Below are 26,669 nucleotides of genomic sequence, written 5' to 3'. Positions count from 1 at the left end.
ATGAGGTGAAAATAATGAACGAGAGAAAGAAGATGATACTCTTTTCCATTATAAACTCATACGTTAATCTTGGAGAGCCTATTGGTTCAAATTCATTGCTTAATGAATATTCACTAGATATTTCGTCTGCAACAATTAGAAATGAGATGAGCACTCTTGAAAAGATGGGACTTTTGGAAAAGGCCCACACATCTGGAGGAAGATATCCATCCGATAAAGGTTACAGACTTTATGTAAATAATTTATTAGAAAATTCATTAAATGAAAAGGAAGATGAAAATTTAGAAAAAATTCTTGATAAAAGATATGGAAATGTTTCAAAAATTGTGGAGACTGCAACACTACTTCTTTCAAAAATGACAAATCTTACAGCCGTTTCTTATACCATAAGAAACAATATTACTAAGGTAATTAATTTAGAACTTTTAAAAATTGATCCCAATATGCTTTTGTTTATTGTTGTTTATGATAACGGAAGTTTAATAAGCGATAGAATTTATATAAGTGAAGAAATTGATGATGAGAAATTATTTGAAATTTCAAAAACTTTAAAACAAAATATTGAGGGAGAAAGTTTAAAAGATCTTTCAAAAATTTTTGAAAAAATCAAAAATTCTGGCTTTAAGAAGTATGAGAATTTGTTGGATATTTTGGAGAAAAAAATCAACAATGATTCTTTAAGCGATTTGACTAAAGAAGTGATTATAAAGGGACTAGGCAATATCTTTAATTTCAAAGAATTTGAAGATCCAATTAAGGCTAAAGAGTTTATTAAGATATTTGATAGTAAGGAAAGAATTTGGGAATTGATTGAAAATTCCAACAATGAATTACAAATTACTATTGGTGATGAAAATGAGATAAATGAATTGAAAGATAATACAATCATAACTTCACATTTTAATTATGACAAAGACATTGTAGGCCAAATTGGAATAATAGGACTTACAAGAATTGATTATAAGGAAGTTATTTCTGACATCAAGCTAATATCAGATTTACTTAGCAAATAATAAGGTAGGTGTTTAAGGTGGACAATGAAAAAAAGCATGATGAAAATGTAAAAGAAGAAGATTTAAATGAAAATATAGAAGAAGAATTAGAAGAAATTGATGCTGAAATAGTTGATGAAGATGGTAATGTTGAAGAAGAATTGCCAAATGACGATGATAATGAGTATAAAGAAAAATACCAAAGACTATTGGCAGATTTTACTAATTTCAAAAAAAGAGAAGAAAAAGCAAGAGTTGATTTTAAAAAGTTTGCTTCATCAAATTTAATCGAAGAACTTTTACCAGTTTTAGATAATTTTGATAGAGCACTTAAAGATCAAGATGAAGAAGATTCTTTTGTAAAAGGAATCGTAATGATAAGAGATTCTTTTTGGAAAGTTTTGGAAAAAGAAGGCTTGGAAGAAATCGAATCAGATGGAGTAGAATTTGATCCAAACTTCCATCACGCTTTTCAAACAGAAGAAAACGAAGATTTCAAATCAAATTATATTATAGAAACCTATCAAAAAGGATACAAACTAAATGATAGAGTTATAAGACCAAGTATGGTTAAAGTTGCAAAATAGGAGGAAATTTATATGGCAAAAATTATAGGAATTGACTTAGGAACAACAAACTCAGCAGTTGCCGTTATGGAAGGTGGGGATTCAACAATAATCCCAAATACTGAGGGTAATAGAACAACACCATCAGTTGTAGCATTTACAAAAGATGGAGAAAGACTTGTTGGAGAAACTGCAAAAAGACAAGCAATAACAAATCCAGATAGAACAATCTCATCAATAAAAAGAGAAATGGGATCTGATTATAAAACAAATGAAATTGATGGAAATTCTTATACACCAGAAGAAGTTTCAGCAATGATTTTACAAAAATTAAAATCAGATGCAGAAGGATATTTAAACGATACAGTAACAGATGCAGTAATAACAGTTCCTGCTTACTTTACAGATGCTCAAAGACAAGCTACAAAAGACGCTGGAAAAATTGCAGGCTTAAATGTAAAAAGAATTATAAACGAACCAACAGCTGCAGCCCTTGCATACGGAATGGATAAAGAAACTGACCAAGCAAAAATTATGGTTTATGACCTTGGTGGTGGTACATTCGACGTATCAATTCTAGAAGTAGGCGATGGAGTATTTGAAGTTTTATCTACAAGAGGAAATAATAAATTAGGTGGAGATGACTTTGATAATAGATTGGTTGAATATCTAGCAGCTGAATTTAAAAAAGAAACTGGTGTAGATTTAACAAAAGATCTTACAGCTATGCAAAGATTAAAAGATGCAGCAGAAAAAGCTAAAAAAGAATTATCATCAACAAAAACAACAAATGTAAATCTACCATTTATTACAGCAGTAGATGGACAACCAGTTCACTTAGATTTGACAGTTACAAGAGCAAAATTTGATGAATTGACACATGATTTAGTTGAAGCAACAAGAAAACCAGTTGAAGATGCCCTAAAAGATGCATCACTATCATCAAGCGATATCGAAAAAGTTTTACTTGTAGGTGGATCATCAAGAATACCTGCAGTTCAAGATCTAGTTAAAAATATAATTGGAAAAGAACCACAAAGAGATATAAACCCAGACGAATGTGTTGCACTTGGTGCTGCAATTCAAGGTGGAGTTTTAACAGGAGAAGTTAAAGATTTATTACTTCTTGATGTAACACCACTTTCATTAGGAATTGAAACTCTTGGTGGAGTTGCTACAAAATTAATCGAAAGAAATACAACAATTCCAACTAAAAAATCTCAAATCTTTACAACAGCTGCAGACGGACAAACTGATGTAGATATTCACGTTGTACAAGGTGAAAGAGAAATGGCAGCAGATAACACCACACTTGGTAGATTTCAACTTACAGGAATTCCTGCAGCAAGACGTGGAGTTCCACAAATTGAAGTTACATTTGATATCGATGCAAATGGTATTGTAAATGTATCAGCAAAAGACCAAGGAAGTGGAAAAGAACAAAAAATTACTATCACATCATCAACAAACTTAACTGATGAAGAAATAGATAAAAAAGTAAAAGAAGCTGAAAAATTTGCTGAAGATGATAAAAAGAAAAAAGAAAGTATTGAAGTTAAAAACAATGCTGAATCATTAGTTTACCAAGCAAGAAAAACTCTTGAAGAAGCAAAAATTGAAGGAAGCGAAAAAGATAAGATTGAAGAAAAAATCAAAGATCTTGAAGCGAGCATTAAAGCTGACAATACAGAAGATATCAAAGCAAAAACAGAAGCTCTACAAGAAGAAATCTACTCAATGAGTGAAGCAATGTATAAAAATGCTCAAGCAAGTCAAGAAGGACAAAATGCTGGAAAAGCAGACGACGATGTAGTAGATGCAGATTATGAAGTTGTAGATGATGACGAAGAATAAAAATAAATAAAACTTAAAGAATAGGAAGCCCTGCTTCTTATTCTTTATTTTTATTTTAAATTTTAAAATATAATTTAATTTTTTTATCAAAGTGGTATAATAGTTGAGCTTAGATAAAAACATAAAATTATAAATTAAGATAGACAAATAAATTAGCAATAATTTATTTTTTTTATATTGGAGGATAAATGAAAGACCCATATGAATTATTAGAAGTTGACAAAAATGTCACTGATTCTGAATTGAAAAGAAAATATAGGAAACTTGCAAAAAAATACCATCCAGACTTAAATCCAGATGACGAAGAGGCTCAAGAAAAATTTAAAGAAATTTCTGAAGCCTACGAAATCTTATCTGATCCGCAAAAAAAACGTCAATATGATACCTACGGATCAGCTGCCTTTGAAAATGGAGGAGCTGGAGGATTTTCTGGTGATTTTGGTGGATTTGGAGATATATTTGGAGATATATTTGGCGATATTTTTTCTCAAGGAAGAAGTCAAAACAGAAAAAGACCAAGAAAGGGATCTGATATCCAAAAAGTTGTTAAACTAACTTTCCAAGAATCAGCTTTTGGAATTTCTAAGGAAATTCAAGTGAGAAGGGAAGTTGAGTGTGAAACATGTCATGGAAAAGGTGCAAAAGATGAAAGCAAAATCAAAACTTGCCCTAAGTGTAATGGATCTGGTGTGATAAATAATATTAGCAAAACTCCATTTGGAACAGTTTCTCGTCAAACCACTTGTGATAATTGCCACGGAACCGGTGAAATTATTGAAGAAAAATGTCCAGATTGCCATGGTACAGGAAGAAAAATCAAAAATGAAAAAATAAAAATTGATATTCCATCCGGTGTTGAAAATGATTCTGTAATGAGAGTTGTTGGAAAGGGAAATGCTGGAGAAAATGGTGGATCTTATGGTGATTTGTATATAATTCTAAAAGTAGAAGAGCATGATATATTTAAAAGAGATGGGCTTGATATATATTATGAAATGCCAATTTCTTTTGTAACAGCAGCTTTGGGTGGAAATATTGATGTGCCAACTCTAACAACAACCCAAGAATATCATATTCCTTCTGGAACTCAAACAGGCACTAAGTTTAGGATTAAAAATGAAGGTATAAAATCAGACAGGCTTAAAAGGCAAGGAGACCTTTATTTCTATGTAAAAGTTATTACACCTACAAAATTATCCAAAGAACAAAAAGAAAAATTAAAAGAGTTTTCTGAAATATCAGGCGATGAGGTAAAAGAAGATAGGAACTTTTTTGAAAAATTAAAGGATTTGTTTGATTAATGAAAAAAACATTTAACATAAAAACCCTAGGCTGTAAGGTAAACCAATATGAATCAGAAGCAATTGAAGAATTATTCAAAAAAAGGGGTTTTGAAAAAAAAGAAAAAAATGCTGATATTTACGTTATAAATACTTGTACAGTTACAAATATGAGTGATCGTAAATCTAGACAAACAATTTCTAAGGCTAGAAAAGAAAATAAAGATGCCATAATTGCAGTTATAGGTTGTTATTCACAAGTAAAGGCTGAAGAAGTTAAAAGTATTGAAGGCGTAGATATAATTTTGGGATCTCGTAACAAAGAAGAAGTTGTTGATCTTTGCGAAAATTTCATCAAAAATGATAAAAAAATGGAAGATGTGGAAGAATTTTCAATTGGAGAGGCCATTGAAGATTTGGAAATTTCAAATCAAAGTGATATGACCCGTGCTTATATGAAAATTCAAGACGGTTGCAATATGTATTGTTCATATTGTTTGATTCCTTATGCAAGAGGAAATATTGCATCAAGAGATTTGGTTTCAATAATTGATGAGGCAAAAAGACTTAGGGATAACGGATATAAAGAAATTGTATTAACAGGAATTCATGTTGCAAGTTATGGAAAAGATTTTGATTTGGATATTTCATTAATAGATGTAATTGAACACATTGCAAAAATTGATGGAATTGAAAGAATTAGACTTTCTTCAATGGAACCAAGACATATTGATAGGGAGTTTTTACAAAGAATGAAAGATACAAAAAAAGCCTGTGATCATTTTCATTTATCCCTCCAATCTGGATCCGATGATGTTTTAAAACTTATGAATAGAAAATATGATACTAAAGTTTTCAAACAAAAAGTTGATTTAATCAGAGAATATTTTCCAAATGCAGGACTTACAACAGATATAATTGTTGGTTTTCCAAATGAAAGCGAAAAAAATCACGAGGAAACTAAAAAATTTGTAAATGATATAAAATTTTCAAAAACTCATCTTTTCAAATATTCAAAAAGAGATGGGACCAAGGCAGCTAGTATGAAAAATCAAGTTGATGGAAATATCAAAAAAAGAAGGTCTAAGGAATTATCAAAAATTGAAAAAGAAATTTCTAATGAATTTTTAGATAAGCAAATTGGAAAAACTTTATCAGTTTTATTTGAAACAAAAACAGATCTTGACGGCTACAAATCAGGATATTCTACAAATTATTTAAGAGTTCATACAAAAGATAATGTTGAAATAAATGAAATAAAAAATGTAAAAATCACCCAAAGAATTGATGATTATTTAATTGGAGATATTGTAGAATAATTTTTTTAAAATTTAAACTTTAAAGGCTCTTACAAAATTAATAAATTTTTATAATTTTGCAAGAGCCTTTTTGTTTGGAGCTGGAAACAGGACTTGAACCCGCAACCTTTTGTTTACGATACAATTGCTCTACCGATTGAGCTATTCCAGCCTGTGATATTATTATACGAAAATTTGCTTTTTATTCAATATATATAGATTTTAAATTTCTTTTTTATTTGGTATAATTATTTCAAAGGTGGTAATATGAATAATTTAAATTATGATAGAATATTTGATATTTTAAATAGAATAAATTTTCCTCTAGCAATTGTAATTATCTTGCTTAGTCTTCTTATTTTATTTTTGATATCAAAAATTTTATTAAAGGCTGGTATGTTTTTATTAGCTATGACTTTTATATTTGATATGATTTTAAGGGTCTTGCCTTTTAATATATACTTGAATTATCCTAGTATTAAGTTAATAATTTATGTACTTTATGCTTTAGGATTTATTATTTTTGCCTATAAAAATATTAAAAGATTTTTGAAAGAAAAAAGAAAAAGGGAGCTTTTTAAAGATAAAGACCCAATAAAAAAAGAAAAATCTGGAAATAATCCTATAAAAAGATTTTTTTCTTATACGGGTTCTCTTCCATTTTTGATGATGCTCGTATTAAATTTGTTTAATCCTGATGAGGGAATTTATAAAAATATCCTACATTTACTTACAAGTTTATCTTTTTTGTTCATGGTATTTACAACTTTATTTAATACTTACAAAAGAGTTGATAAGGTAAAAATGAATAAGGGTAGGATGAGATTTGATGATTTAAATATTCCTTTTAGGAAAAACTCTCCACAAAAAAGCAAAAATTCTGATAGAAAAGTTTTGAAAAAGGAAGAAAAAATCGAAGATGATTTTGATAAAACAGAAACTAGAAAACTTAATTTGGATGATATCAAAGAAGAGCTTAATAAGAATTCATTTGACCCTATAAATTTGGATGATTTTAAGGATACGATGGATCAGACTGATTTGATAAATTTAATTAATGATAAAAATAGCAAACTTGTTACTATGATTTCTTTGACAAATTTATCAGATGGTGTTAAAAAATCTTATAAATCTGATAAATGTATTGCAGATATTAGGCAAGATAGTGAGTTTAAGGTCGATTTGGAATTTGAAAATTACAATGACTATGATTATGGAAGATTTATAGATTTACTTTTGGATTATTCAAATAATAGGTCAAAATATAAATTTCAACTTGATTTAATCCCACAAAAAGCAAAGAATTCAAAGGTTGTTTTTTATGACCCATCAAACCTATATGAGCTTGATAGGGATTTTGGAGATAAATTTCAAGGAAGAACAATTTCCATGAATTTCCCAAAATATAAAATAAATTATATAACAGAAAATTAATTTAAGCCCGTGCAAATTATTGATGATTTGCAAGGGCTTTTTATTCTTAGAAAATTTCTATATAAAAATCATAAAAATTTGAATATAGAAAAAGAGATTAATTTTAAAAAATTGTACTTCTTAAAATAATATTTAAAAATCACTATCAGTTAGATCTTCAATATTTACTGAAATATCTTCTTTATTGTTTTCTTCTTCGGAAATCATTTCTAATAGTAAGTCTAAATTATAGTTAGAATTTAATTTAAAAATATTATTAAAAGCTTGTTCAAAATAAATGCTATTATCTTCTTCATAAATTGAGCTTATAATAAAACCACCTTCTTTAAGTTTAAAAGCGGTTATAATAAATTCATTTTTATCAGGAAAATTTGAGATACTTTCATTATTTGTTCTTTCCGAATTTTTTATTGTGTTTAAAAATTTATTTATATGCGATTTTTTATAAACCTTTCTTCTATTAATTCCTCTATTATCAATAACTTTAATAAATGTAATACTACTAATATCATCTGGTCTAGGTGTTTTTACTTTTCCATTATTAGTTTTATTTTTTAAAATAAAACTAATACTTATGATTAGAATAGTTGTAATTATTAAAAATGATTTCTTCTTTTTACTCATATCTTCATATCTCCTTACACTTCATATAAAAATATATAGATATTTATATACTAATGATACTAGATTCTAATTCAATACAAAAGTATTATTTTTTTATGATTCCTTATAAATTTAATAAATTATATTCATTTTTCGAATTAATGGTCTATTAGGGTATAGTATATCTGTATTTAATGAAATATATGATTTTTAAAGGTGCTCTTACAAAACTATGAATGCTCATAAATTTTCAAGAGTCCCTTTTGTGATTTTAGATGAAGTTAGCGAGGTAATAATGGAAATTTCGAAAATTCTTTCCAATGAATTAAATATCAATCAAAATAGCATTGATGAAGTTATAAAATTGCTTGATGAAGGCTCTACTGTTGCTTTCATTGCAAGGTATAGAAAAGAAAAAACGGGTGATTTAAAAGATATTGAAATTAGAGATATTGAAAGTGGTCTAACAAGGCTTAGAAATTTTGAAAAAAGAAAAGAAGAAATTCTATCTTCTTTAGAAAATCAAGAAAAACTTGATGATGAGTTAAAAGAAAAAATTGACCAAGCCAAAACTTTGACTGAACTTGAAGATATATACGCTCCTTTTAAGAAAAAAAGAAAAACAAGAGCTGACAAGGCAAAAGAGCTTGGTCTAATGGATCTTTTGGATGAAATTTTGATGAAGGCTCAAAATGAAAAAGAGGCACTTCTTCTTGCAAAAAAATACATAAAAGAAGGAATTGATGACGAAGCTGATGCTATAAACAAGTCCTTGGATATTTTAGCAGAAGATGTTGCAAACAATATCGAGGCAAAAAATATAATAAGAAGAGATGGGCTTGTTAGGGCAAGAATTTTGGCAGAAAAAAAGGAAGATGAAGATTTAACTTATGAAAATTATTACGGTTTTAATGAAAAAATCAAAAATCTCAAACCTTTTCAAATTTTAGCCTTAAATAGGGCAGAAAAAAATGGTGATTTGACTGTAAAATTAGAATTTACAGATGCTTACAACCTAACTTTAATTAAAAATCTTTATAAATCAAATAACGATTATACAGAAGATTTGATAAAAAAAGCCATAGAAGATTCATACAAAAGACTTTTGCTTCCTGGTATAAGTACAGAAATTAAAAATAAATTAACCGAAAAAGCGGAAGAAGAATCAATTAAGGTATTTTCAAAAAATTTAAAACCATATATCTTACAAAGACCTATCAAAGATAAAAATATAATCGGTCTTGATCCAGGTTTTAGAACTGGTTGCAAGGTTGCAGTAATTGATAAGCATGGAAAATATTTGGATCAAGCAGTAATTTATCCAGTAAAACCTCATTCTAAAGAAAAAGAAGCAATCGAAGTTTTGAAAAATTTAATAAGTAAATATCAAGTAGATATAATCGCCTTGGGAAATGCAACTGCAAGCAGGGAAACTGAAATTGTTGTAAATAAATTATTAAAAGAAGTTGATGGAGTTTCTTATGCAATTGTAAATGAGGCGGGAGCTTCAGTTTATTCAGCATCAAAACTTGGAGAAGAAGAATTTCCAGATCTTGATGTAACAATAAGAGGAGCAGTTTCTATGGCGAGAAGGCTTCAAGACCCAATGGCAGAGCTTGTAAAAATTGATCCAAAACACTTGGGTGTTGGTCAATATCAACATGATATAAATCAAAAAAAATTGGACGAAGAGCTTTCAAAAGTTGTGGAAGATAGTGTAAATGAAGTTGGTGTAAATATAAATAATGCCTCTTACAAACTATTGTCCTATGTTTCAGGTTTGAATTTAAATCTTGCAAAAAGAATAGAAGAAGATTTTAAAAATGGTGAGATAAAAGAAAGACGTGATTTAAAAAAAGTCAAAGGACTTGGTGATAAAACTTACAAGATGGCAGCAGGATTTTTGAGATTTCCTGATTCACCAAATTTTTTGGATAATACTGCCGTCCATCCAGAAAGCTATAAAATAGCAAAAAAACTTGTAGATTTTAATTTAGATGAAATAAATTTAGAAAAATGTGCAAAAGATCTTGAAGTTGGGGTATTAACTTTAAAGGATATAATAGAAGAATTAAAAAAACCAGGACGTGATCCTAGAGATGAGCTTCCAGAAGTTGTTACAAAAAGTGAAGTTTTATCAATCGATGATCTCAATGAAGGAGATATTTTAGAAGGAACCGTTAGAAATATTACAGAATTTGGTTGCTTTGTAGATATTGGAGTAGGAATTGACGGGCTTGTCCATATTTCAAATATGAGTGACAAATTTATAAAAGATCCTAATGAGATTGTTACAAATTCTGATATAATAAGAGTAAGAGTAATTGAAATTGATAAAAAAAGAGAAAGAATCGGTTTATCAATGAAAAATATAAAGGAGTAAATTATGTTTGATTTTTTTAAAAAGAAAAAAAAGATAGAAAAGAAAGTTTCAATAGCAAATCCAGTTAATGGAAAAGTTGTAAAATTAGAAGAAGTTCCAGATCCAGTTTTTGCTGAAAAAATGGTTGGGGATGGTTTTGCAGTTATGCCAGAAGAAGGGGAAGTATTTGCTCCAGTTAGTGGAGAAGTTACTCTTCAACCAGATGGATATCACGCAATTGGAATTAAAACAGAAGAAGGGCTAGAAGTTTTGGTTCATTTTGGACTTGAAACTGTAGAATTAAAAGGCGAAGGCTTTACTCCACACGTTAAAGTTGGAGATAAGGTAAATAATGGCGATAAGGTTTTATCAGTAGATATTGAAAAAATAAAAGATAAGGTTCCTTCAATAATTACACCTTGCATAGTTGCAAATCTTGAAGAAAATATTTTATCAGAAATAAACTTTGACGCAAAATGTGGCGAAGAAGTTCAAACAGTTACAATCGTAGATTAATTGATTAAAAAAACTAACTGTGATAATATTTTTAAGGATAAAAAATTATAAAAAGTTGGAGGATAAATGAGATTATCGAACTATTATATGCCTACATTAAGAGATGATCCTCAAGATGCAGAAACACAAAGTCACAAGCTTTTGGTAAGGGGAGCTTTTATAAGAAAAACTTCATCAGGAGTCTATTCCTACTTACCACTTGGCATGAGAGTAATAAATAAAATAGAAAATATTGTAAGAAAATCTATGGAAAAATATGATTCTATAGAAGTTTCCACTTCAGTTTTACAAAGTAAAGAAATTTGGGAAAAATCTGGAAGATGGGAAAATTTTGGACCTGAAATGTTTAAAATAAAAGATAGACACGACAGGGAATATTGCCTAGGACCAACAGCTGAAGAACAATTTACAACTTTAATCAAAGATGAAATAAATTCTTACAAGCAACTTCCATTAAATTTATACCAAATAGTTTCAAAATTTAGGGATGAAAAAAGACCAAGATTTGGAATAAATAGGTCAAGAGATTTTATAATGAAAGATGCATATTCATTCGATGTTGATATGGAGGGCTTAGAAAAATCCTACCAAAAGATGTGGGATGCTTATGTAGAAGTTTTTGACGCACTAGATCTTGATTATAAAATCGTAGAAGGTGATTCAGGAGCAATGGGCGGAAATACAAGCCATGAATTTATGGCCCTTGCAGAAACAGGTGAAGGAGAAATTTTCTATACGGAAAATTCAAATTACGCAGCTACCGATGAATCTGCAAAATTTTTCCTTGAAATTGATGAAAATGAAGAAGAAAAAGATTTAGAATTAGTAGAAACAAAAGATGCAAAAACAATCGAAGAAGTTTCTAATTTTCTAAAAATAGATAAAAATAAATGTGCAAAAGCTGTTGATTTATTAGTCCAAGGTGAACCAGTACTTGTTATTGTTCCTGGAGATAGGGAATTAAATATGGCAAAATTAATTTCATATTTAAAAGTTCCAGAACACGAAATCGAAATGATGGATGATGAAACAATCAGAAAAATCACAGGAGCTGAGCCAGGCTTTACAGGACCAAAAGATTTAAAAGAAGATGTAAGAGTAATTGTTGATAAATCTATTACAAGATATAAAAACTTAGTAATTGGATCAAATAAAACTGACCACCACTATATAAATGCAAATTACAAAAGAGATTTTGATGGTGAGGTAGCCAGTGATTTATTGACAGCAAAAGAAGGAGACCTTTCTCTTGATGGAAAAGAAAAACTTCAAATTGCTCGTGGAATAGAAGTTGGAAATATCTTCCAATTGGGAACCAAATATTCAGAAAGTCTTGAAGCTTATTTCTTAGATGAAAATGGAAAACAAAAACCATTTATAATGGGATCATATGGAATTGGAATTACAAGATCAATTTCAGCAATAATCGAGCAACATTATGATGATAATGGAATAATTTGGCCAACAAAAGTTGCACCATTTGAAGCTTGGATAACCCTTGTAAATAAAAATAAAGAAGAACAAAAAGAAATAGCAGAAAAAATTTATAATGAATTATTAAATCAAGGCATAGAAGTAATGCTTGACGATAGGAAAGAAAGAGCTGGAGTTAAATTTAACGACAGAGACCTTGTTGGAGTTCCTTATAGGATTACAGTAGGAAAAGATGCCAAAGATGATATAGTAGAATTTTCAAAAAGATCAGATATGGAAAATTTAAAAATGACAACTGATGAAGCTATTGAAAAAATAATAAGCTCAATAAAAGAAGACTTATGCAAATAGTTGATTATAAAATTTCAAAAGAATTTTTGGAAAATATTTTACTAGATAATAAAAAAATAATTGCCCTATTTCATGCAAATTGGTCAAATTTTTCTCAAAATATGAAAAAAGAATTTTTAAAAGAGGAAGAAGACTCATACAAAAATATAGGAAAAATAATTATAGATGTTGATAAAAATGGGGAATTAATGAAGAAATTGGGTATTAATCAAATACCTTCTTTAGTTTCTATTAGCAAAGATAGTCTAGAGAAAAATGATTTTACGATAAATAATTAAGAAATATTTAAGGAGTGAATATGTTAGTTAATGCAAAAGAAATGTTAGACAAAGCTTACGAAAATGGTTATGGAATTGGACAATTCAATATAAATAACCTTGAATGGACAAAGGCAATCCTTGAAACTTGTGAAGAAAAGAAATCTGCAGTTATTTTGGGAGTATCTGAAGGTGCTGCAAAATATATGGGTGGATTTAATGTAGTTTCTAAAATGGTTGAAGGACTTGATAAAGATTTAAACATAACAGTTCCAGTTGCTCTTCACTTAGATCACGGCTCATATGAAGGTGCAAAAAAAGCTTTAGAAGCTGGATTTACTTCAATAATGTTTGATGGATCTAGCCTTCCAATCGATGAAAATATTGAAAAAACAAAAGAAATAGTAGAGCTTTGCCACTCTAAAAATGTTTCTGTAGAAGCTGAAGTTGGTGGAATTGGTGGAGAAGAAGATGGAGTTGTTTCTGCAGGAGAATTAGCAGATCCTGAAGAATGCAAAAAAATTGCTTCACTTGGAGTAGACTTCTTAGCTGCAGGTATTGGAAATATTCACGGAGTTTATCCTGATGATTGGCAAGGACTTAATTTTAAAAGACTTGAAGAAATTAAAGATGCAGTTGGAAAAATCCCTCTAGTTTTACACGGTGGTACAGGAATTCCTGAAGAACAAGTTAAAAAAGCTATTGAAAGAGGAGTTTCTAAAATCAACATCAACACTGAATGCCAAATCGTATTTACAGAGGCAACAAGAAAATATTTCGAAGAAGGAAAAGACAAAGTAGGTAAGGGATTTGACCCAAGAAAAGTTTTAAAACCAGGCTATGAAGCAATCAAAGATAAGGTAAGAGAAAAAATAGAATTTTTCGAATGCGAAAATTCAGCAGAAAAATAAAAATAAAATCGGAGCCTTAGGGCTCCGTATATTTTTATATACAAAGGAAAAAAATGGATATTAATAATTTAGATAAACTGAAGTTAGATGAATTAAGAGAAATCGGCAAAGAACTTTCCATAAAATCTCTTTCATCTTATAGAAAAAATGATCTTATAGAAATAATCAAAGATACATATAAGAGTCGTGAAGATTTATCAGAAGGAAAAAACTCTACCAATGAAGATAATGATGAAAATGAAAATTTCGATCTTGGAGAAAAATTTAATTGCGAAGGACTTTTAGATCTTCATGAAGATGGTTTTGGATTTTTAAGAACTGAACTTTATGAATCTAGTAATGATGATATATATGTTTCTCCTAAACAAGTAAAAATGTTTAGACTTAAAACAGGCGATTTTATTAAAGGAATTGCAAGAGTAAAAAAAGATAAAGATAAATTTTCACCCCTAATTTTCGTCTCAGATGTAAATGGCCTAAGGGCAGCAGATGCTTTTAATAGGTCTAATTTTGAATCACTCACACCAATTTACCCAAACCAAAGATTAAAACTTGAAACAAGTAATGATAAAATTTCCCAAAGAATTATTGACATAATTGCTCCTATTGGAAGAGGTCAAAGAGGGCTTATTGTTTCTCAACCAAAAGCTGGAAAAACTACTTTGATTAAAGATATTGAATATGCTCTTGAAAAAAACTTTGATGATTTGAAAATTTTAGTTTTATTAATTGATGAAAGACCAGAAGAAGTTACAGATTTTAAGAGATTTGTAAACCAATACAGAGACAAAAATAATGAGCTTACAAGAACAGAAGTTGCTGCATCAACTTTTGATAAGCCACCACAAAATCATATTTATATGCAAGAGATGGTTCTTGAAAGGGCAAAAAGACTTGTGGAAGATAATAAAGACGTTGTGATTTTATTAGATTCAATCACAAGACTTGCAAGAGCCTATAATATTATGACACCCCAATCAGGAAGGACTCTTTCAGGAGGTCTTGATCCTTTAGCCCTTGTTGGACCAAAGAAATTTTTTGGAGCTGCAAGAAATATAGAAAATGGTGGATCGCTTACAATTATTGCTACGGCTCTTGTTGATACAGGTTCAAGAATGGATGATATGGTTTATGAAGAATTTAAGGGAACAGGAAATATGGAATTGCATCTTGATAGAAAACTTGCCCAAAGAAGAATTTTTCCTGCAATTGATATAGAAAAATCATCAACCAGAAAAGACAATTTATTATTAAATGAAAAAGAGCTTGAGACTGGATATAAACTTAGAAATTCCGACATGAAAGATAAGGCCGATTTTACAAATGAATTGATAAATTTAATGAAAAAGTGTAAATCAAACAAAGAATTTCTAGAAATAATCAACAAAACTTACAAAAATTAACCATAAATTTATTATATAAGTTAAATTGAGGATGTAGTGATAAAGTTAGGATTTTTTATGAAAGTTAAAGCAAAAACTATTATAAATATTACAAGTATTCTTATAATTTTGATTTCCATTTATTTGGGTTACAAGGGTTATAAGATGGGAATATTTACATCAGTTGCAAGTCTTCAAAAATTTTTGCAACAATATGGGATTTGGGCTCCACTTATTTTTATGCTTTTACAAATAATCCAAATTATAATTCCAGTAATACCTGGTGGAATAACTACAGCTTTTGGTGTAGTTATGTTTGGACCTTTGTGGGGTTTCATTTATAATTATATTTCTATTTGTCTTGGTTCTATTATAGTATTTTTAATTTCAAGATTTTTTGGTAAGGAAGTTGTTCTTGCGATTTTTGGTGAAGAAAATTTCAAAAAATATGATAAGTGGTTAAACCATGAAAAATATGACAAATTTTTTGCTTGGGCGATTTTACTTCCAGTAGCACCTGATGATTTTTTGTGTTATTTTTCAGGACTTACCGATATGAAATTAATAACTTTTGTAAAAATAATTATTTTTTGTAAGCCGCCTTCAATATTTATTTATTCGATGGGACTTGTTTTAGGAATTAAAACAATATTTAAAAGTTTTGCTTGAAAGATAAATATTCATATGGTATAATCATTATTGCTTATTGAAAGAGACAAGAAGAGGTGTTTATATGAAAAAAGAACTACATCCAGCATACCACCAAGCAAAAGTTACTTGCACATCATGTGGTAATGAATTTACTGTTGGATCAACAGAAGAAGAAATAAAAGTTGAAGTATGTTCACAATGCCATCCATTCTATACAGGAAAACAAAGATTTTCTGATCGTGGTGGTAATGTTGAAAAATTCAATAAAAAATATGGAAGAAATAAATAAGGTTAGGTATCTAACCTTATTTTTTATATGTATTTATGAAAATTAAAGATATTTTAGAAACAGAGAATAATGATTTGATTATAGCTCTTACATATTTATTAAATACAAAGAAAAATCTTTTGTTTTTAGACCAAGAAAAAGTATTGGGTAAAAATATTGAAGATGAAATTTTGAAAATACAAGATAAGATTAATAAAGGATATCCACTCCAATATGCAATTGGCAAGTGGAATTTTTATGGTTTAGATTTATTGGTTGACAAAAGAGCATTAATACCTAGGTATGAAACAGAAATTTTAGTTGACTTAATAATAAAAGATGAAAATAATAGTAAAAAAATTCTTGATATAGGCACAGGAAGTGGAGCAATTTCTCTTGCTCTTTCAAAAAATCTAAAAGATTCTAAAATTCTTGGCATAGATATATCAAAAGATGCCATAGATCTTGCAAATGAAAATAAGATTAAGTTAAATATTAATAATGTTAATTTTATTGAAAGTGATATATTTTCAAATATAAAGGAAAAGTTTGACCTTATTGTTTCAAATCCACCTTATATTAATAAAAAAGATTTTGATAATTTGGATGAGAAATTATCCTATGAACCTCAAAATGCCTTGTACGGTGGAGAAGACGGGCTAGACTTTTATAAAGAAATTATTAAAAATGCGAAAAACTTTCTTAATAAAAATGGTAAAATATATCTAGAGATAGGTTATGATCAAAAAGAACCTATATTAAATTTACTAAATGAATATGGATATAAGAATATTGAGTCCTATAAGGATTTTAATGATTTTGATAGAATAATTAAGGCTTGTATCTAAGGAGGATATATGTTAGAAAATCTAGAACATATGAGAGAAAATTTCAAAGAATTAGAAAAAAAACTTGCTGATCCTGAAGTTTTATCAGATACAGAAAAGTTTAAAAAAGTTTCAAGAGAATACAATCAATTAAAACCAATTGTTGAAAAATACACCCAAATAACAGATGCAGAAGATATGATTAATGAAAATAATGAGCTTTTAAAAGAAGCTGAAGATAAGGAAATGATTGATCTTTTAAAATCTGAAATTGATGAAAATAAAAAAAATCTTGAAAAATACAATGAAGATTTAAAAATTTTACTTATCCCAACTGATCCTAACGATCACAAGGATGTAATTGTGGAGATAAGAGCAGGAGCCGGTGGAGAAGAAGCTGGTCTTTTTGCTGGAAATCTTTACAGGATGTATCATATGTATGCTGATAAACAAGGCTACAAAACTGAAGATATTGACGTATCAAGTCAAGGAATCGGTGGAATGAAAGAAGCTACTTTTATTGTAAGAGGTGAAGGTGCTTATTCAAAATTAAAATATGAATCTGGAGTTCACAGAGTCCAAAGAGTTCCAGAAACAGAATCAGGTGGAAGAATTCACACATCAACAGCTACAGTGGCTGTTTTGCCAGAAGCTGATGAAGTTGATATAAAAATTGACCCAAATGATATAAGAACAGATGTTTATAGGTCAAGTGGAAACGGTGGACAAAGTGTAAATACAACAGATTCTGCCGTAAGACTTACCCATATTCCAACAGGACTTGTAGTAACTTGCCAAGATGAAAAATCTCAAATTAAAAATAAAGATAAGGCAATGAGAGTTTTAAGGGCAAGACTATATGAAATAGAAGAGCAAAAAAGACAAAAAGAAATTTCAGATAATAGAAAATCTCAAGTAGGAACAGGAGATAGGTCTGAAAGAATTAGAACATACAATTATCCACAAGGAAGAATTACAGATCACAGGATAAATAAAACTATTTATCAATTAGATGACTTTTTAGATGGAAATATTGAAGAAATGATAGAATCATTGATTACAGAAGACCAAACTAGAAAATTAAAGACAATGGGAGAAGATTAATTGTTTGAAATTCTTGCAAAAAGATTTGTAGAAAATTACAAATCTATCGAAGATCAAAATGTAAGATTAAAATTGATCTCCCTATCGGGTCTTGTCGGTATATTAATAAATATATTTTTATTTATAATAAAAATTACTATAGGATTAATTGCATCGTCATCAGCAATTTTGGGAGATGCTTTTAATAATATGAGTGATGCACTGACAAGTCTAATTACTTTAATAGGAGCAAAAGCAAGTAGTAAGCCTGCAGATGCAAACCACCCATATGGTCATGGAAGAAGTGAATATATAGCAAGTTTTCTTGTTTCAATTTTAATAATGATTGTAGGATTTTTATTGTTTACAAATTCTATAGATAGTTTTTATAAGGGAAATTTACCAAAATTTTCAAGATTAAGTATAATAATTTTGATATTCTCCCTAGGCTTTAAATTCTACATTTATTTTTTAAATAGAAACCTAGATAAAAAATTAGATTCAAAACTAAATTTTGCTGTAATGATTGATGCGAGAAATGATATTCTTTCAACAATATCAATAATAATTGCGGTTACTTTGCAAAAATATATTAGTTTTAACCTAGATGCTTTACTTGGAATAATTCTTTCAATTATAGTATTTAAGCCAGGCTTAGATTTATTTTTGGATACTATCGATAAGCTTTTAGGAAAAGGAATAAGCATTGAACTTCACAAAGAAGTTGAAGATATAATTTTATCGGGAGATTTTATACGTGGATACCACGATTTAAAAATCCATGAATATGGTAGAGGAAAACTTGTAGGAAGTTGTGATGTGGAAGTTCCTTCAAATATTAGTGTTGGAATTATGCATCAAGCAGTTACTAATGTTGAAATGAAACTTCTAAAAGAGCTAAATATTTCTATAACAATCCATATGGATCCAACTTATTGTTTAATTGAAAATGACGAAAATAAAAAAATAATAGAAAATTTAAGAAAGTCAGTTAAAAATGCAAACAGAGATATTGAAAATAGATAGAGAAAATATAGATGAAAATATCCTAAACCATGCAGCTGATATTATAAAAAAGGGAGAGCTAGTGGCTTTCCCAACTGAGACAGTTTATGGCTTGGGAGCAGATGGATTAAATCCAAGTGCAGCCAAGAAAATTTTCAAGGCGAAAAATAGGCCAGAAGATAATCCCTTAATTCTTCATATTGATGAAGATTATAAGCTTGACGAATTAGTTGAAAAAGTTGATGATAGGACAAAATTTTTAATAAAAAATCTTTGGCCAGGCCCTCTTACAGTAATACTTAAAAAAAGTCCAATAATTCCTGATATAATTACAGGAGGCGGGGATACGGTTGCTGTTAGAAGACCAAAAGATAAGCTTGCAAGAGAATTTATTAAATTTTGTGACACACCAATTGCAGCGCCTTCTGCAAATATTTCGGGTAGACCTTCCCCAACAAACGCCAAGGATGTTTATTTTGATATGAATGAAAGAATTCCTTTGATAATTGATGGAGGAAGTTCTGATATTGGAATTGAATCAACAGTAATAGATATGAGTTTAGAAAATCCTTGTATTTTAAGACCGGGTTATTATACTTACGAATATATTAAAAAATTTATTCCAAATGTATGTTTAGATGATTCCTTGGTTGATGATTCAAAGGTTCCAAGATCTCCTGGTCAAAAATATAAACATTATGCGCCTAAGGCAAAAATGCAAGTTTTTGTTGGAGATAAAAGTGTTGAAAAAATAGAAGATTTAGCTTTAAAATATAAAAATGAAGGAAAAAAAGTAGGAATATTGGTTTTTGATAAGGATACTGAGAAATTTTCTTCCTATACTACACTTTCTTTGGGAAACAGGGATAATTTAATCGAAATGAGTCACGTTTTATTTGAAGCTCTAAGGGATTTGGATAGAAAAAATGTGGATATTATTCTTGCCCAAGGAGTTGAAGACATTGGGCTTGGAAAGAGTATAATGAATAGGATGAAAAAATCAGCATCTGGAAATATTTTTAATGTATAAAGGAGATATGATGGGTAAAGTAACAGTTCTAGATCATCCAGTGATCAAACATAAAATTTCAATATTAAGAGATAAAAATACAGGTTCTAATGAATTTAGATCAATAATAAGAGAAATAACAATTCTTCTAGCTTATGAAGCAAGTAAGGATTTTACCTTAGAAGAATATGATATAGAAACACCAATTTGTAAAACAACAGGCTATAGACTTTCAGGAAAAAAACTAGGAATAATTCCAATTCTTAGGGCGGGTCTTGGTATGGTTGATGGATTAATTGAAGTTTTTCCAGCTGCAAGAGTTGGTCATATAGGAATGTATAGGGATGAAAAAACAATGAAACCTATAGAATATTATTTGAAAATTCCTAAAGATTCTAACAAAAGAGATATGCTAGTAATAGATCCAATGCTTGCAACAGGCGGATCAGCTTGTGATGCTATCCAAAGATTAAAAGAAAAAGGATGCACCTCTTTAAAATTATTAAATATTATAGCAGCACCAGAGGGAATTAAAAAAGTTCAAGAAGAACATCCTGACGTAGATATTTATATAGCTCAATTAGATGAAAAATTAAATGATGATTGCTATATTGTTCCAGGACTTGGAGATGCTGGAGATAGATTATTTGGTACCAAATAAGGGGATAGTATGAGTAAAGAAGAAATATTAGTAGTAAGAGAAAACGGACCATTAAAGGGAGAAGTATATATTTCTGGAGCAAAAAATTCAGCCCTCCCAATCCTTGCTGCAAGTCTTTTGGCAACAGAGGAAGTGATTTTAGATGAGGTTCCAAAGCTTAAAGACATTGAAGTAATGGTGGAAATTTTAAGAAGTTTAAATGCTAAGGTTGAATATATTACAGAAACAAGTCTTAGAATTGATTCTTCAAAGGTTGATAAATATGAAACTCCTTTTGACTTAATGGATAAAATGAGAGCATCATTTATTGTAATGGGACCACTCTTATCAAGATTTGGTCATGCAATAACAAAAGCTCCAGGTGGATGTAATATTGGAAAAAGACCAATTGATTTACATTTAAAAGGTTTTGAAGCTCTTGGTGCTGAAACTATAATGAGCCATGAAGAAATATCTTCTAGAACAAAAAATGGATTAAAAGGAAATGTAATTTATTTAGATTTTCCATCAGTTGGGGCTACAGAAAATATTATGATGGCAGCGACTATGGCCGAAGGTGAAACTGTAATTGAAAATGCAGCAAAAGAACCAGAAATTGTAGATCTTGCTTCATTTTTATCAAAAATGGGTGCAAGTATAATTGGGGCTGGAACATCTAATATTACTATTAAAGGTGTAGAGAAATTAAAGGGAACAAGACACACCATAGTTCCAGATAGGATTGAAGCTGCAACTTATATGCTTGCTGCAGCTATTACTGGTGGAGATATTTTAGTGAAAAATGTTTTGGGTTCTCACATCAGACCAATTATTGCAAAATTAATTGAAATGGGTGCACAAATTCAAGAAATTGAAGATGAAGATATGATTAGGGTTAAGGCTAATGGAAAATTAAAATCTACAAATATTAAAACCCTACCTTATCCAGGTTTTCCTACAGATGCTCAATCTCAATTTATGGCATTGATGACAGTTTGTAAGGGCGAATCTTCGGTTGTAGAAACTGTATTTGAAAATAGGTTTATGCATGTTGATGAGCTTAAAAAGATGGGAGCTGCAATAATTACTGAAGGAAACAGGGCGGTAATTGTTGGAGTTGATAAACTTCATGGAGCAGAAGTAAAAGCTACAGATTTAAGAGCAGGAGCTGCTTTAATTCTTGCAGGTCTTGTAGCAGATGGAGAAACAAAAATATCTGATATCTACCATATAGATAGGGGATATAGTTATCTAATCGAAAAGTTTACAAAACTTGGTGCTCTTATTGAAAGAAAACAGGTAAATTAATAATGAAATTTGAAGGCATAATTAAAAGTATAATTTATAGAAATGAAGAAAATGGATACACGGTTTTATCCTTGGAAACTTCTGACTCACCTATAACTTGTACTGGAATTATGCCTTTTTTTAATGAAAATGATCAAATTATTATTGAAGGGGAATTAATTTATCATGATAAATATGGGGAGCAAATAAATGTAGAAAGTGCAAAAATTAAAAAGCCTTCTGGTAAAAAAGCAATTATTTCTTATCTTTCTAGTGGAAATATTGAGTTGATTGGTAAAAAAACTGCCGAATTAATTTATGAAAAATTTGGTGACCAAGCAATTGATATTGTTTTTAATGAGCCTAATAAACTTTTATCAATTCAAGGAATTGGAAAGAAAAAACTTGGAAAAATAAAAGAATCTACCATTGAAGCAAAAGATAGCAGGGAGGCCCTCTTATATCTTCAAGGTTTAAATATTTCATTTAATTTGGCAAATAAAATTTATAAGGCCTACGGAGATAACACAATTTCAATAGTAAAAACAAATCCTTACAAATTATCAGAAGATATTTCAGGAATTGGCTTTGTTATGGCTGATAATATAGCCATAAATATGCAAATGGAAAATGATTCTAAATTTAGAATTTCAGCTGCACTTTCTTATATTTTAAAAAATGATTCGGAAATGAGTGGATCTTGTGCTATTAAAAGAGAAGATTTGTTGAATAAAACTTTTGACTTGATAAAAGTTGATAAAAATAAAATAAATGATCAAATTAATGAAGATCTATTGAAGTCAAAAATTCAAATAATAAAAATTGATGAAGAAGAATTTGTTTATGATAAAGATATTTACAAGGCAGAAAAATCTACAGCCATTAACTTATCAAGACTTCAAAATGAAAAATACATATTTGATATAGAAATTAATGAAGATTTGGATGCTTTTTCAAAAGAACAAGAAATTGCCATAAAAGAAGCATTTAATAATATGCTTTTGGTAATTACTGGGGGTCCTGGAACTGGAAAAACAACAATTATTAAAGCGATTTGTAATATTTTGGACGAAAATGAGCTAAAATTTAATCTTGCAGCTCCTACTGGAAGGGCTGCAAAAAGAATGCAAGAATCTACAGATAATTCTGCTCTTACAATCCATAGACTTATAGGAATAAAACCTGATAGCCCAATTCCAGAATATAATGAAGAAAATCCTTTGGAATGTGATTATGTAATTGTTGATGAGGCGTCAATGATTGATATAAAATTAATGGATAAATTATTGAAATCCTTGTCTACTAACACTGCCTTAATTTTGGTTGGAGATCATAATCAACTTCCAAGTGTGGGGCCTGGAAATGTTTTAAAAGATATTTTGGATACAGATATAAAATCTGTTAGGCTTAAAAAAATATTTAGGCAGGCAAAAGAGAGCAATATTGTTGTAAATGCTCACAGGATAAATGATGGTCTATATCCAGTTTTAAACCAAAAAAATAAGGATTTTTTCTTTATTGATTCAAATTCCAAAAATTTTGAAAAAGACTTGCTCGATTTGGTTAAATTTAGACTTCCTAATTATTATAAGCTAGATCCAATTAATGATATTCAAATTCTTGCCCCAGGGAAAAAATCCTCGTGGGGTGTGGTAGGTATTAATGATCTTTGTCAAAAAGAATTAAATAAAAACCCAAATTGCATTAAAATTAATAATAAAATTTTTAAATTAAATGATAAGGTAATGCAGGTTAGAAATAATTATGACCTTGTAAGTCTAGATCCTGGAAATTTCGATGATGGGGTCTACAATGGGGATATTGGAAGAATTATTGATATTGATGGAGAAAGAGAAGAATTAAAAGTTGAATTTTATGATGGAAATATAGTATCCTACAAAAAAGAAGACATAAAAGATTTGGATCTTTCTTATGCAATCACAATCCATAAATCTCAAGGATCTGAATTCGATTGTGTTTTAATTCCAATGATGAGCACAGCTTATATGCTTTTAAATAGAAATTTACTTTATACAGCAATTACAAGGGCAAAAAAATTGGTTGTTTTACTTGGAGAAAAAAGAATTTTAAAACAAATGGTAAGAAATAATAATGAGTCAAAAAGATTAACTAATTTGAGTTTTTGGATAAGAGAATTATCAGAGGCCTTAAAATGATTGGGGATTTATTATTTTTAGATGATGATTTGTGCCTTTTTTGTAAGGAAGAAGAAAGGGAGAAATTTTTCTTGTGTGAAAATTGCCTTTCAAAGCTTGATTATGTTGATAATGAATTTGAAATTTTAAATCATAAGGCGAGAGCCTTGTATTTTTATAATCCATTTATGGCTCACTTGATTTCTGATTATAAATTTAATAGGAATACTTCTTTGTATAAGGTTTTTGGTCAAATGCTTTATGAATTTTTAAAGGAGAAAAATATGGATGATTTTGATTATATTTTGACTTGTCCTTCTTCAAATTCTGTTTTAAATCTAAGAGGCTTTGACCATGTAAAATTAATCTGTGATTATTTTATAAAAAATACCGATATGACTTATCTTAAGGGATTTAAAAAAATTAAAAATACAAAAGCTCAACACAAATTATCCCTTGAAGATAGGGCGAAAAATTTGAGAAATTCCTTTGAATTTAGGGGAGATTTGACTGGAAAAAATATTTTGATTTTTGATGATATTATTACAAGTTCAAATACGGTAAAAGAAATTATCAAAACAATAGAAAAATCAAATCCAAAAAAAATTGAAGCTATAGCCATAGCTTCAAGTCATAGGGTAAAAAAATAAGGTGCTAAGGCACCTTTAGAGCGTAGACAAACCCTCAAGCACGAATATCGGACTTCAAAAATTGTTGATTTCTAAATTCTAAAATTCTAAAAACGCAAACTCGCTAACGCTCAAACAGTGCGTTTTTTTAACGAATTTTAAAATTTGAAATCAAATCAATTTTTTCCGTATGATATTCTTAGCATGAGGATTTGTATACTTTGTCAACAGTCTGAAGGTGCTAAGACATCTTATTTTTTATGCATTTTCTTTTTCATTTTCTTTCAAAAATTCGTGGATTTTTACGGCTAGGGCCATTTCTATTCTTTTTTTGAAGACCTTACAACCGTAATCGTAAATTTTATTTATATCTCCGCCTGCATTGTAATTATTTGCTGCACAGCCGCCTGAACAATACATTTGTGCCCAGCATTCTTTGCATTTTTCTTGACTGTATAAATTATTTTTCTTAAAATCTTTGATTATTTCTTCTTTTTTTATTCCTTCAAAGACATTTCCTATTTTAAAATCATCGTTTCCAACAAATTGATGGCAAGGGAATAGGTCTCCGGTTGGTGTTACTGCCATATACTCTGAGCCTGATCCACATCCGGAAATTCTTTTGTAAACGCAAGGGCCATTGTTTAAATCTATCATATAATGGTAGAAAATAAATTTGTCATCTTTATCAATTGCATCAATCATCATATCTGCAAGTTTTTCATATTCTTGGTAAATTCTTGGTAGATGTTCTTCTTTTAGGGCATAATCTTCTTCATTATTTCCAACAACTGGCTCAAGAGATGTTCTTTTAAATCCTAAATCTAAATATGTTTTTATATCTTCTGTAAAATCTAAATTATTTGCAGTAAAGGTTCCTCTCATGTAATATTCTTTGTCCCCACGAGCTTTTACTAGTTTTTGAAAATTTGGAACGATTTTATCAAAAGATCCTCTGCCGTCAGAAGTTTTCCTAAATTCATCGTGTTTTTCTTTTCTTCCATCAAGGGAAAGCACAACATTTTTCATATTTTTGTTTAGATATTCGATTTTTTCATCATCTAAAAGCATTCCATTTGTGGTTAAAGTGAAATTAAAGTGCTTATTAAATTCTTTTTCTTTACTTCTTGCGTAATCTACAGTATTTTTTACCAAATCCCAATTTAAAAGCGGTTCTCCACCAAAAAAATCTATGTCTAGATTATAGTGAGATCCAGAATTTTCCAAAAGAAAATCAATAGATTTTTTTGCAACCTCATCTGTCATTATTGCTTCGGGACCATGGTAACGACCTTCTTTTGCAAAACAATACTCACAAGATAAATTGCAAGTGTGACTTACATTTAAGCACATTGCTTTTAAGTAAGTTTTTCTTTTGTCCAAATCAATGGTCAAGTCTTTGAAATCATCGTCTGAAAATAAAACTTTTTCTGACACTAAACTTTTAACTTCTTCATAGGCTTCATCAAATTGGTCCTTATTTATTTTGTGAAGGTCCATAATTTCTTCTTCAATTTTTTCTTTTTCTATATTTTTATTTAAAAGACTAATAATATCGTAGGAAATTTCATCAACCAAATGAACTGATCCAGAATAAACATCCAAAACAATATTATAGCCCTTTGCCTTATATTGGTGTATCATTATTTCTCCTTAATTTATAGTAAAATACTAAGAATTATACAATAAAAAAATAAGGGTCTTGCCCTTATTTATTTTTTGTGTTAACACATTCTTGGTTAGCAACTCCACAAGATGTTTTGCAAGCTGATTGGCAAGATGTTTGACATTCGCCACAGCCACCGTCTTTTTTGCTTTTGTGAAGATTTCTTGTATTTAAAGTAATAATTCTTTTCATATGTATCTCCTTTTTT

25 protein-coding genes and 1 tRNA gene are annotated in these 26,669 nt (G+C 29.3%); 22 read left to right on the top strand and 4 right to left on the bottom strand.

Features of this window, described 5'->3' with window-relative positions:
• Positions 1-14: 14 nt before the first annotated feature.
• The 5 genes from hrcA to mtaB all read left to right on the top strand — a co-directional run bounded on the left by hrcA (position 15) and on the right by mtaB (position 6,011).
• Positions 15-1,013, top strand: coding sequence for a heat-inducible transcriptional repressor HrcA (hrcA, locus tag L6653_RS04230; RefSeq protein WP_236785650.1), 999 nt, complete (start codon positions 15-17; stop codon positions 1,011-1,013).
• 17 nt (positions 1,014-1,030) lie between these two features.
• Complete coding sequence (grpE, locus tag L6653_RS04225) at positions 1,031-1,579, top strand: nucleotide exchange factor GrpE (RefSeq protein WP_236785649.1); 549 nt, start codon at positions 1,031-1,033, stop codon at positions 1,577-1,579.
• A 12-nt stretch (positions 1,580-1,591) separates the two neighbouring features.
• Positions 1,592-3,412, top strand: a complete 1,821-nt coding sequence (gene dnaK, locus L6653_RS04220; RefSeq protein WP_236785648.1) for a molecular chaperone DnaK — start codon at positions 1,592-1,594, stop codon at positions 3,410-3,412.
• Positions 3,413-3,600: 188 nt separating this feature from the next.
• Positions 3,601-4,713 (top strand): molecular chaperone DnaJ, encoded by a 1,113-nt coding sequence (gene dnaJ, locus L6653_RS04215; RefSeq protein ID WP_236785647.1) that lies wholly within the window; start codon positions 3,601-3,603, stop codon positions 4,711-4,713.
• Positions 4,713-6,011, top strand: coding sequence for a tRNA (N(6)-L-threonylcarbamoyladenosine(37)-C(2))-methylthiotransferase MtaB (mtaB, locus tag L6653_RS04210; protein ID WP_236785646.1), 1,299 nt, complete (start codon positions 4,713-4,715; stop codon positions 6,009-6,011). The genes dnaJ and mtaB overlap by 1 nt, the downstream gene beginning before the upstream one ends.
• 75 nt (positions 6,012-6,086) lie before the next feature.
• On the opposite strand, the gene L6653_RS04205 is transcribed toward mtaB, so the two are convergent.
• Positions 6,087-6,162, bottom strand: a tRNA-Thr gene (locus L6653_RS04205).
• Positions 6,163-6,257: 95 nt separating this feature from the next.
• Here L6653_RS04205 and L6653_RS04200 point away from each other — a divergent pair.
• Positions 6,258-7,424, top strand: a complete 1,167-nt coding sequence (locus tag L6653_RS04200) for a hypothetical protein (RefSeq protein ID WP_236785645.1) — start codon at positions 6,258-6,260, stop codon at positions 7,422-7,424.
• A 132-nt stretch (positions 7,425-7,556) separates the two neighbouring features.
• Here the strand turns inward: L6653_RS04200 and L6653_RS04195 are convergent, their stop codons facing one another.
• The gene (locus L6653_RS04195) at positions 7,557-8,048 is read right to left on the bottom strand and encodes a DUF5301 domain-containing protein (protein WP_236785644.1); all 492 of its coding nucleotides are present in this window, start codon (positions 8,046-8,048) and stop codon (positions 7,557-7,559) included.
• Between the two features lie 274 nt (positions 8,049-8,322).
• Here L6653_RS04195 and L6653_RS04190 point away from each other — a divergent pair, with 274 nt between their 5' ends.
• The 16 genes from L6653_RS04190 (at position 8,323) to L6653_RS04115 (ending at position 24,816) form a co-directional block, all read left to right on the top strand.
• Positions 8,323-10,410 carry a Tex-like N-terminal domain-containing protein gene (locus L6653_RS04190; RefSeq protein WP_236785643.1) on the top strand — a complete coding sequence of 696 codons (2,088 nt, stop codon included), beginning with the start codon at positions 8,323-8,325 and terminating at the stop codon, positions 10,408-10,410.
• Between the two features lie 3 nt (positions 10,411-10,413).
• Complete coding sequence (locus L6653_RS04185; protein WP_236785642.1) at positions 10,414-10,905, top strand: PTS sugar transporter subunit IIA; 492 nt, start codon at positions 10,414-10,416, stop codon at positions 10,903-10,905.
• A 66-nt stretch (positions 10,906-10,971) separates the two neighbouring features.
• Positions 10,972-12,690, top strand: a complete 1,719-nt coding sequence (locus tag L6653_RS04180; protein ID WP_236785641.1) for a proline--tRNA ligase — start codon at positions 10,972-10,974, stop codon at positions 12,688-12,690.
• Positions 12,681-12,968: a thioredoxin domain-containing protein gene (locus L6653_RS04175; protein WP_236785640.1), complete on the top strand. Its 288-nt coding sequence runs from the start codon at positions 12,681-12,683 to the stop codon at positions 12,966-12,968. The genes L6653_RS04180 and L6653_RS04175 overlap by 10 nt, the downstream gene beginning before the upstream one ends.
• Positions 12,969-12,988: 20 nt before the next feature.
• Positions 12,989-13,858, top strand: coding sequence for a class II fructose-1,6-bisphosphate aldolase (fba, locus tag L6653_RS04170; protein ID WP_236785639.1), 870 nt, complete (start codon positions 12,989-12,991; stop codon positions 13,856-13,858).
• Positions 13,859-13,911: 53 nt separating this feature from the next.
• Entirely contained in the window at positions 13,912-15,261 is a 1,350-nt protein-coding gene (rho, locus tag L6653_RS04165; protein ID WP_236785638.1) for a transcription termination factor Rho, read from the top strand.
• A 57-nt stretch (positions 15,262-15,318) separates the two neighbouring features.
• Positions 15,319-15,909: a TVP38/TMEM64 family protein gene (locus L6653_RS04160; protein WP_236785637.1), complete on the top strand. Its 591-nt coding sequence runs from the start codon at positions 15,319-15,321 to the stop codon at positions 15,907-15,909.
• Between the two features lie 64 nt (positions 15,910-15,973).
• Positions 15,974-16,180, top strand: a complete 207-nt coding sequence (gene rpmE / locus L6653_RS04155) for a 50S ribosomal protein L31 (RefSeq protein WP_049690726.1) — start codon at positions 15,974-15,976, stop codon at positions 16,178-16,180.
• A gap of 35 nt (positions 16,181-16,215) precedes the next feature.
• Positions 16,216-17,007, top strand: a complete 792-nt coding sequence (prmC, locus tag L6653_RS04150; RefSeq protein WP_236785636.1) for a peptide chain release factor N(5)-glutamine methyltransferase — start codon at positions 16,216-16,218, stop codon at positions 17,005-17,007.
• 9 nt (positions 17,008-17,016) lie between these two features.
• Positions 17,017-18,090: a peptide chain release factor 1 gene (gene prfA, locus L6653_RS04145; protein WP_236785635.1), complete on the top strand. Its 1,074-nt coding sequence runs from the start codon at positions 17,017-17,019 to the stop codon at positions 18,088-18,090.
• Entirely contained in the window at positions 18,091-19,095 is a 1,005-nt protein-coding gene (locus L6653_RS04140; RefSeq protein WP_236785634.1) for a cation diffusion facilitator family transporter, read from the top strand. It begins immediately after the preceding gene.
• Entirely contained in the window at positions 19,067-20,104 is a 1,038-nt protein-coding gene (locus tag L6653_RS04135; RefSeq protein WP_236785633.1) for an L-threonylcarbamoyladenylate synthase, read from the top strand. Before L6653_RS04140 ends, L6653_RS04135 begins: the two co-directional genes overlap by 29 nt.
• Before the next feature lie 10 nt (positions 20,105-20,114).
• Entirely contained in the window at positions 20,115-20,744 is a 630-nt protein-coding gene (gene upp / locus L6653_RS04130) for a uracil phosphoribosyltransferase (protein ID WP_236785632.1), read from the top strand.
• Positions 20,745-20,753: 9 nt separating this feature from the next.
• Positions 20,754-22,031, top strand: coding sequence for a UDP-N-acetylglucosamine 1-carboxyvinyltransferase (gene murA / locus L6653_RS04125; protein ID WP_236785631.1), 1,278 nt, complete (start codon positions 20,754-20,756; stop codon positions 22,029-22,031).
• A 2-nt stretch (positions 22,032-22,033) separates the two neighbouring features.
• On the top strand, positions 22,034-24,187 hold the full coding sequence (gene recD2 / locus L6653_RS04120) for an SF1B family DNA helicase RecD2 (protein ID WP_236785630.1): 2,154 nt from the start codon (positions 22,034-22,036) through the stop codon (positions 24,185-24,187).
• Positions 24,184-24,816: a ComF family protein gene (locus tag L6653_RS04115; protein WP_236785629.1), complete on the top strand. Its 633-nt coding sequence runs from the start codon at positions 24,184-24,186 to the stop codon at positions 24,814-24,816. Before recD2 ends, L6653_RS04115 begins: the two co-directional genes overlap by 4 nt.
• Positions 24,817-25,053: 237 nt before the next feature.
• Here the strand turns inward: L6653_RS04115 and scfB are convergent, their stop codons facing one another.
• Complete coding sequence (gene scfB / locus L6653_RS04110; protein WP_236785628.1) at positions 25,054-26,439, bottom strand: thioether cross-link-forming SCIFF peptide maturase; 1,386 nt, start codon at positions 26,437-26,439, stop codon at positions 25,054-25,056.
• 64 nt (positions 26,440-26,503) lie between these two features.
• The gene (scfA, locus tag L6653_RS04105) at positions 26,504-26,653 is read right to left on the bottom strand and encodes a six-cysteine ranthipeptide SCIFF (protein WP_004817312.1); all 150 of its coding nucleotides are present in this window, start codon (positions 26,651-26,653) and stop codon (positions 26,504-26,506) included.
• Positions 26,654-26,669 lie beyond the last annotated feature (16 nt).

The organism is Anaerococcus ihuae (assembly GCF_928368155.1).
Classification (GTDB): Bacteria; Bacillota; Clostridia; order Tissierellales; family Peptoniphilaceae; genus Anaerococcus; species Anaerococcus ihuae.
This window is presented reverse-complemented; position numbering and strand designations above follow the sequence as displayed.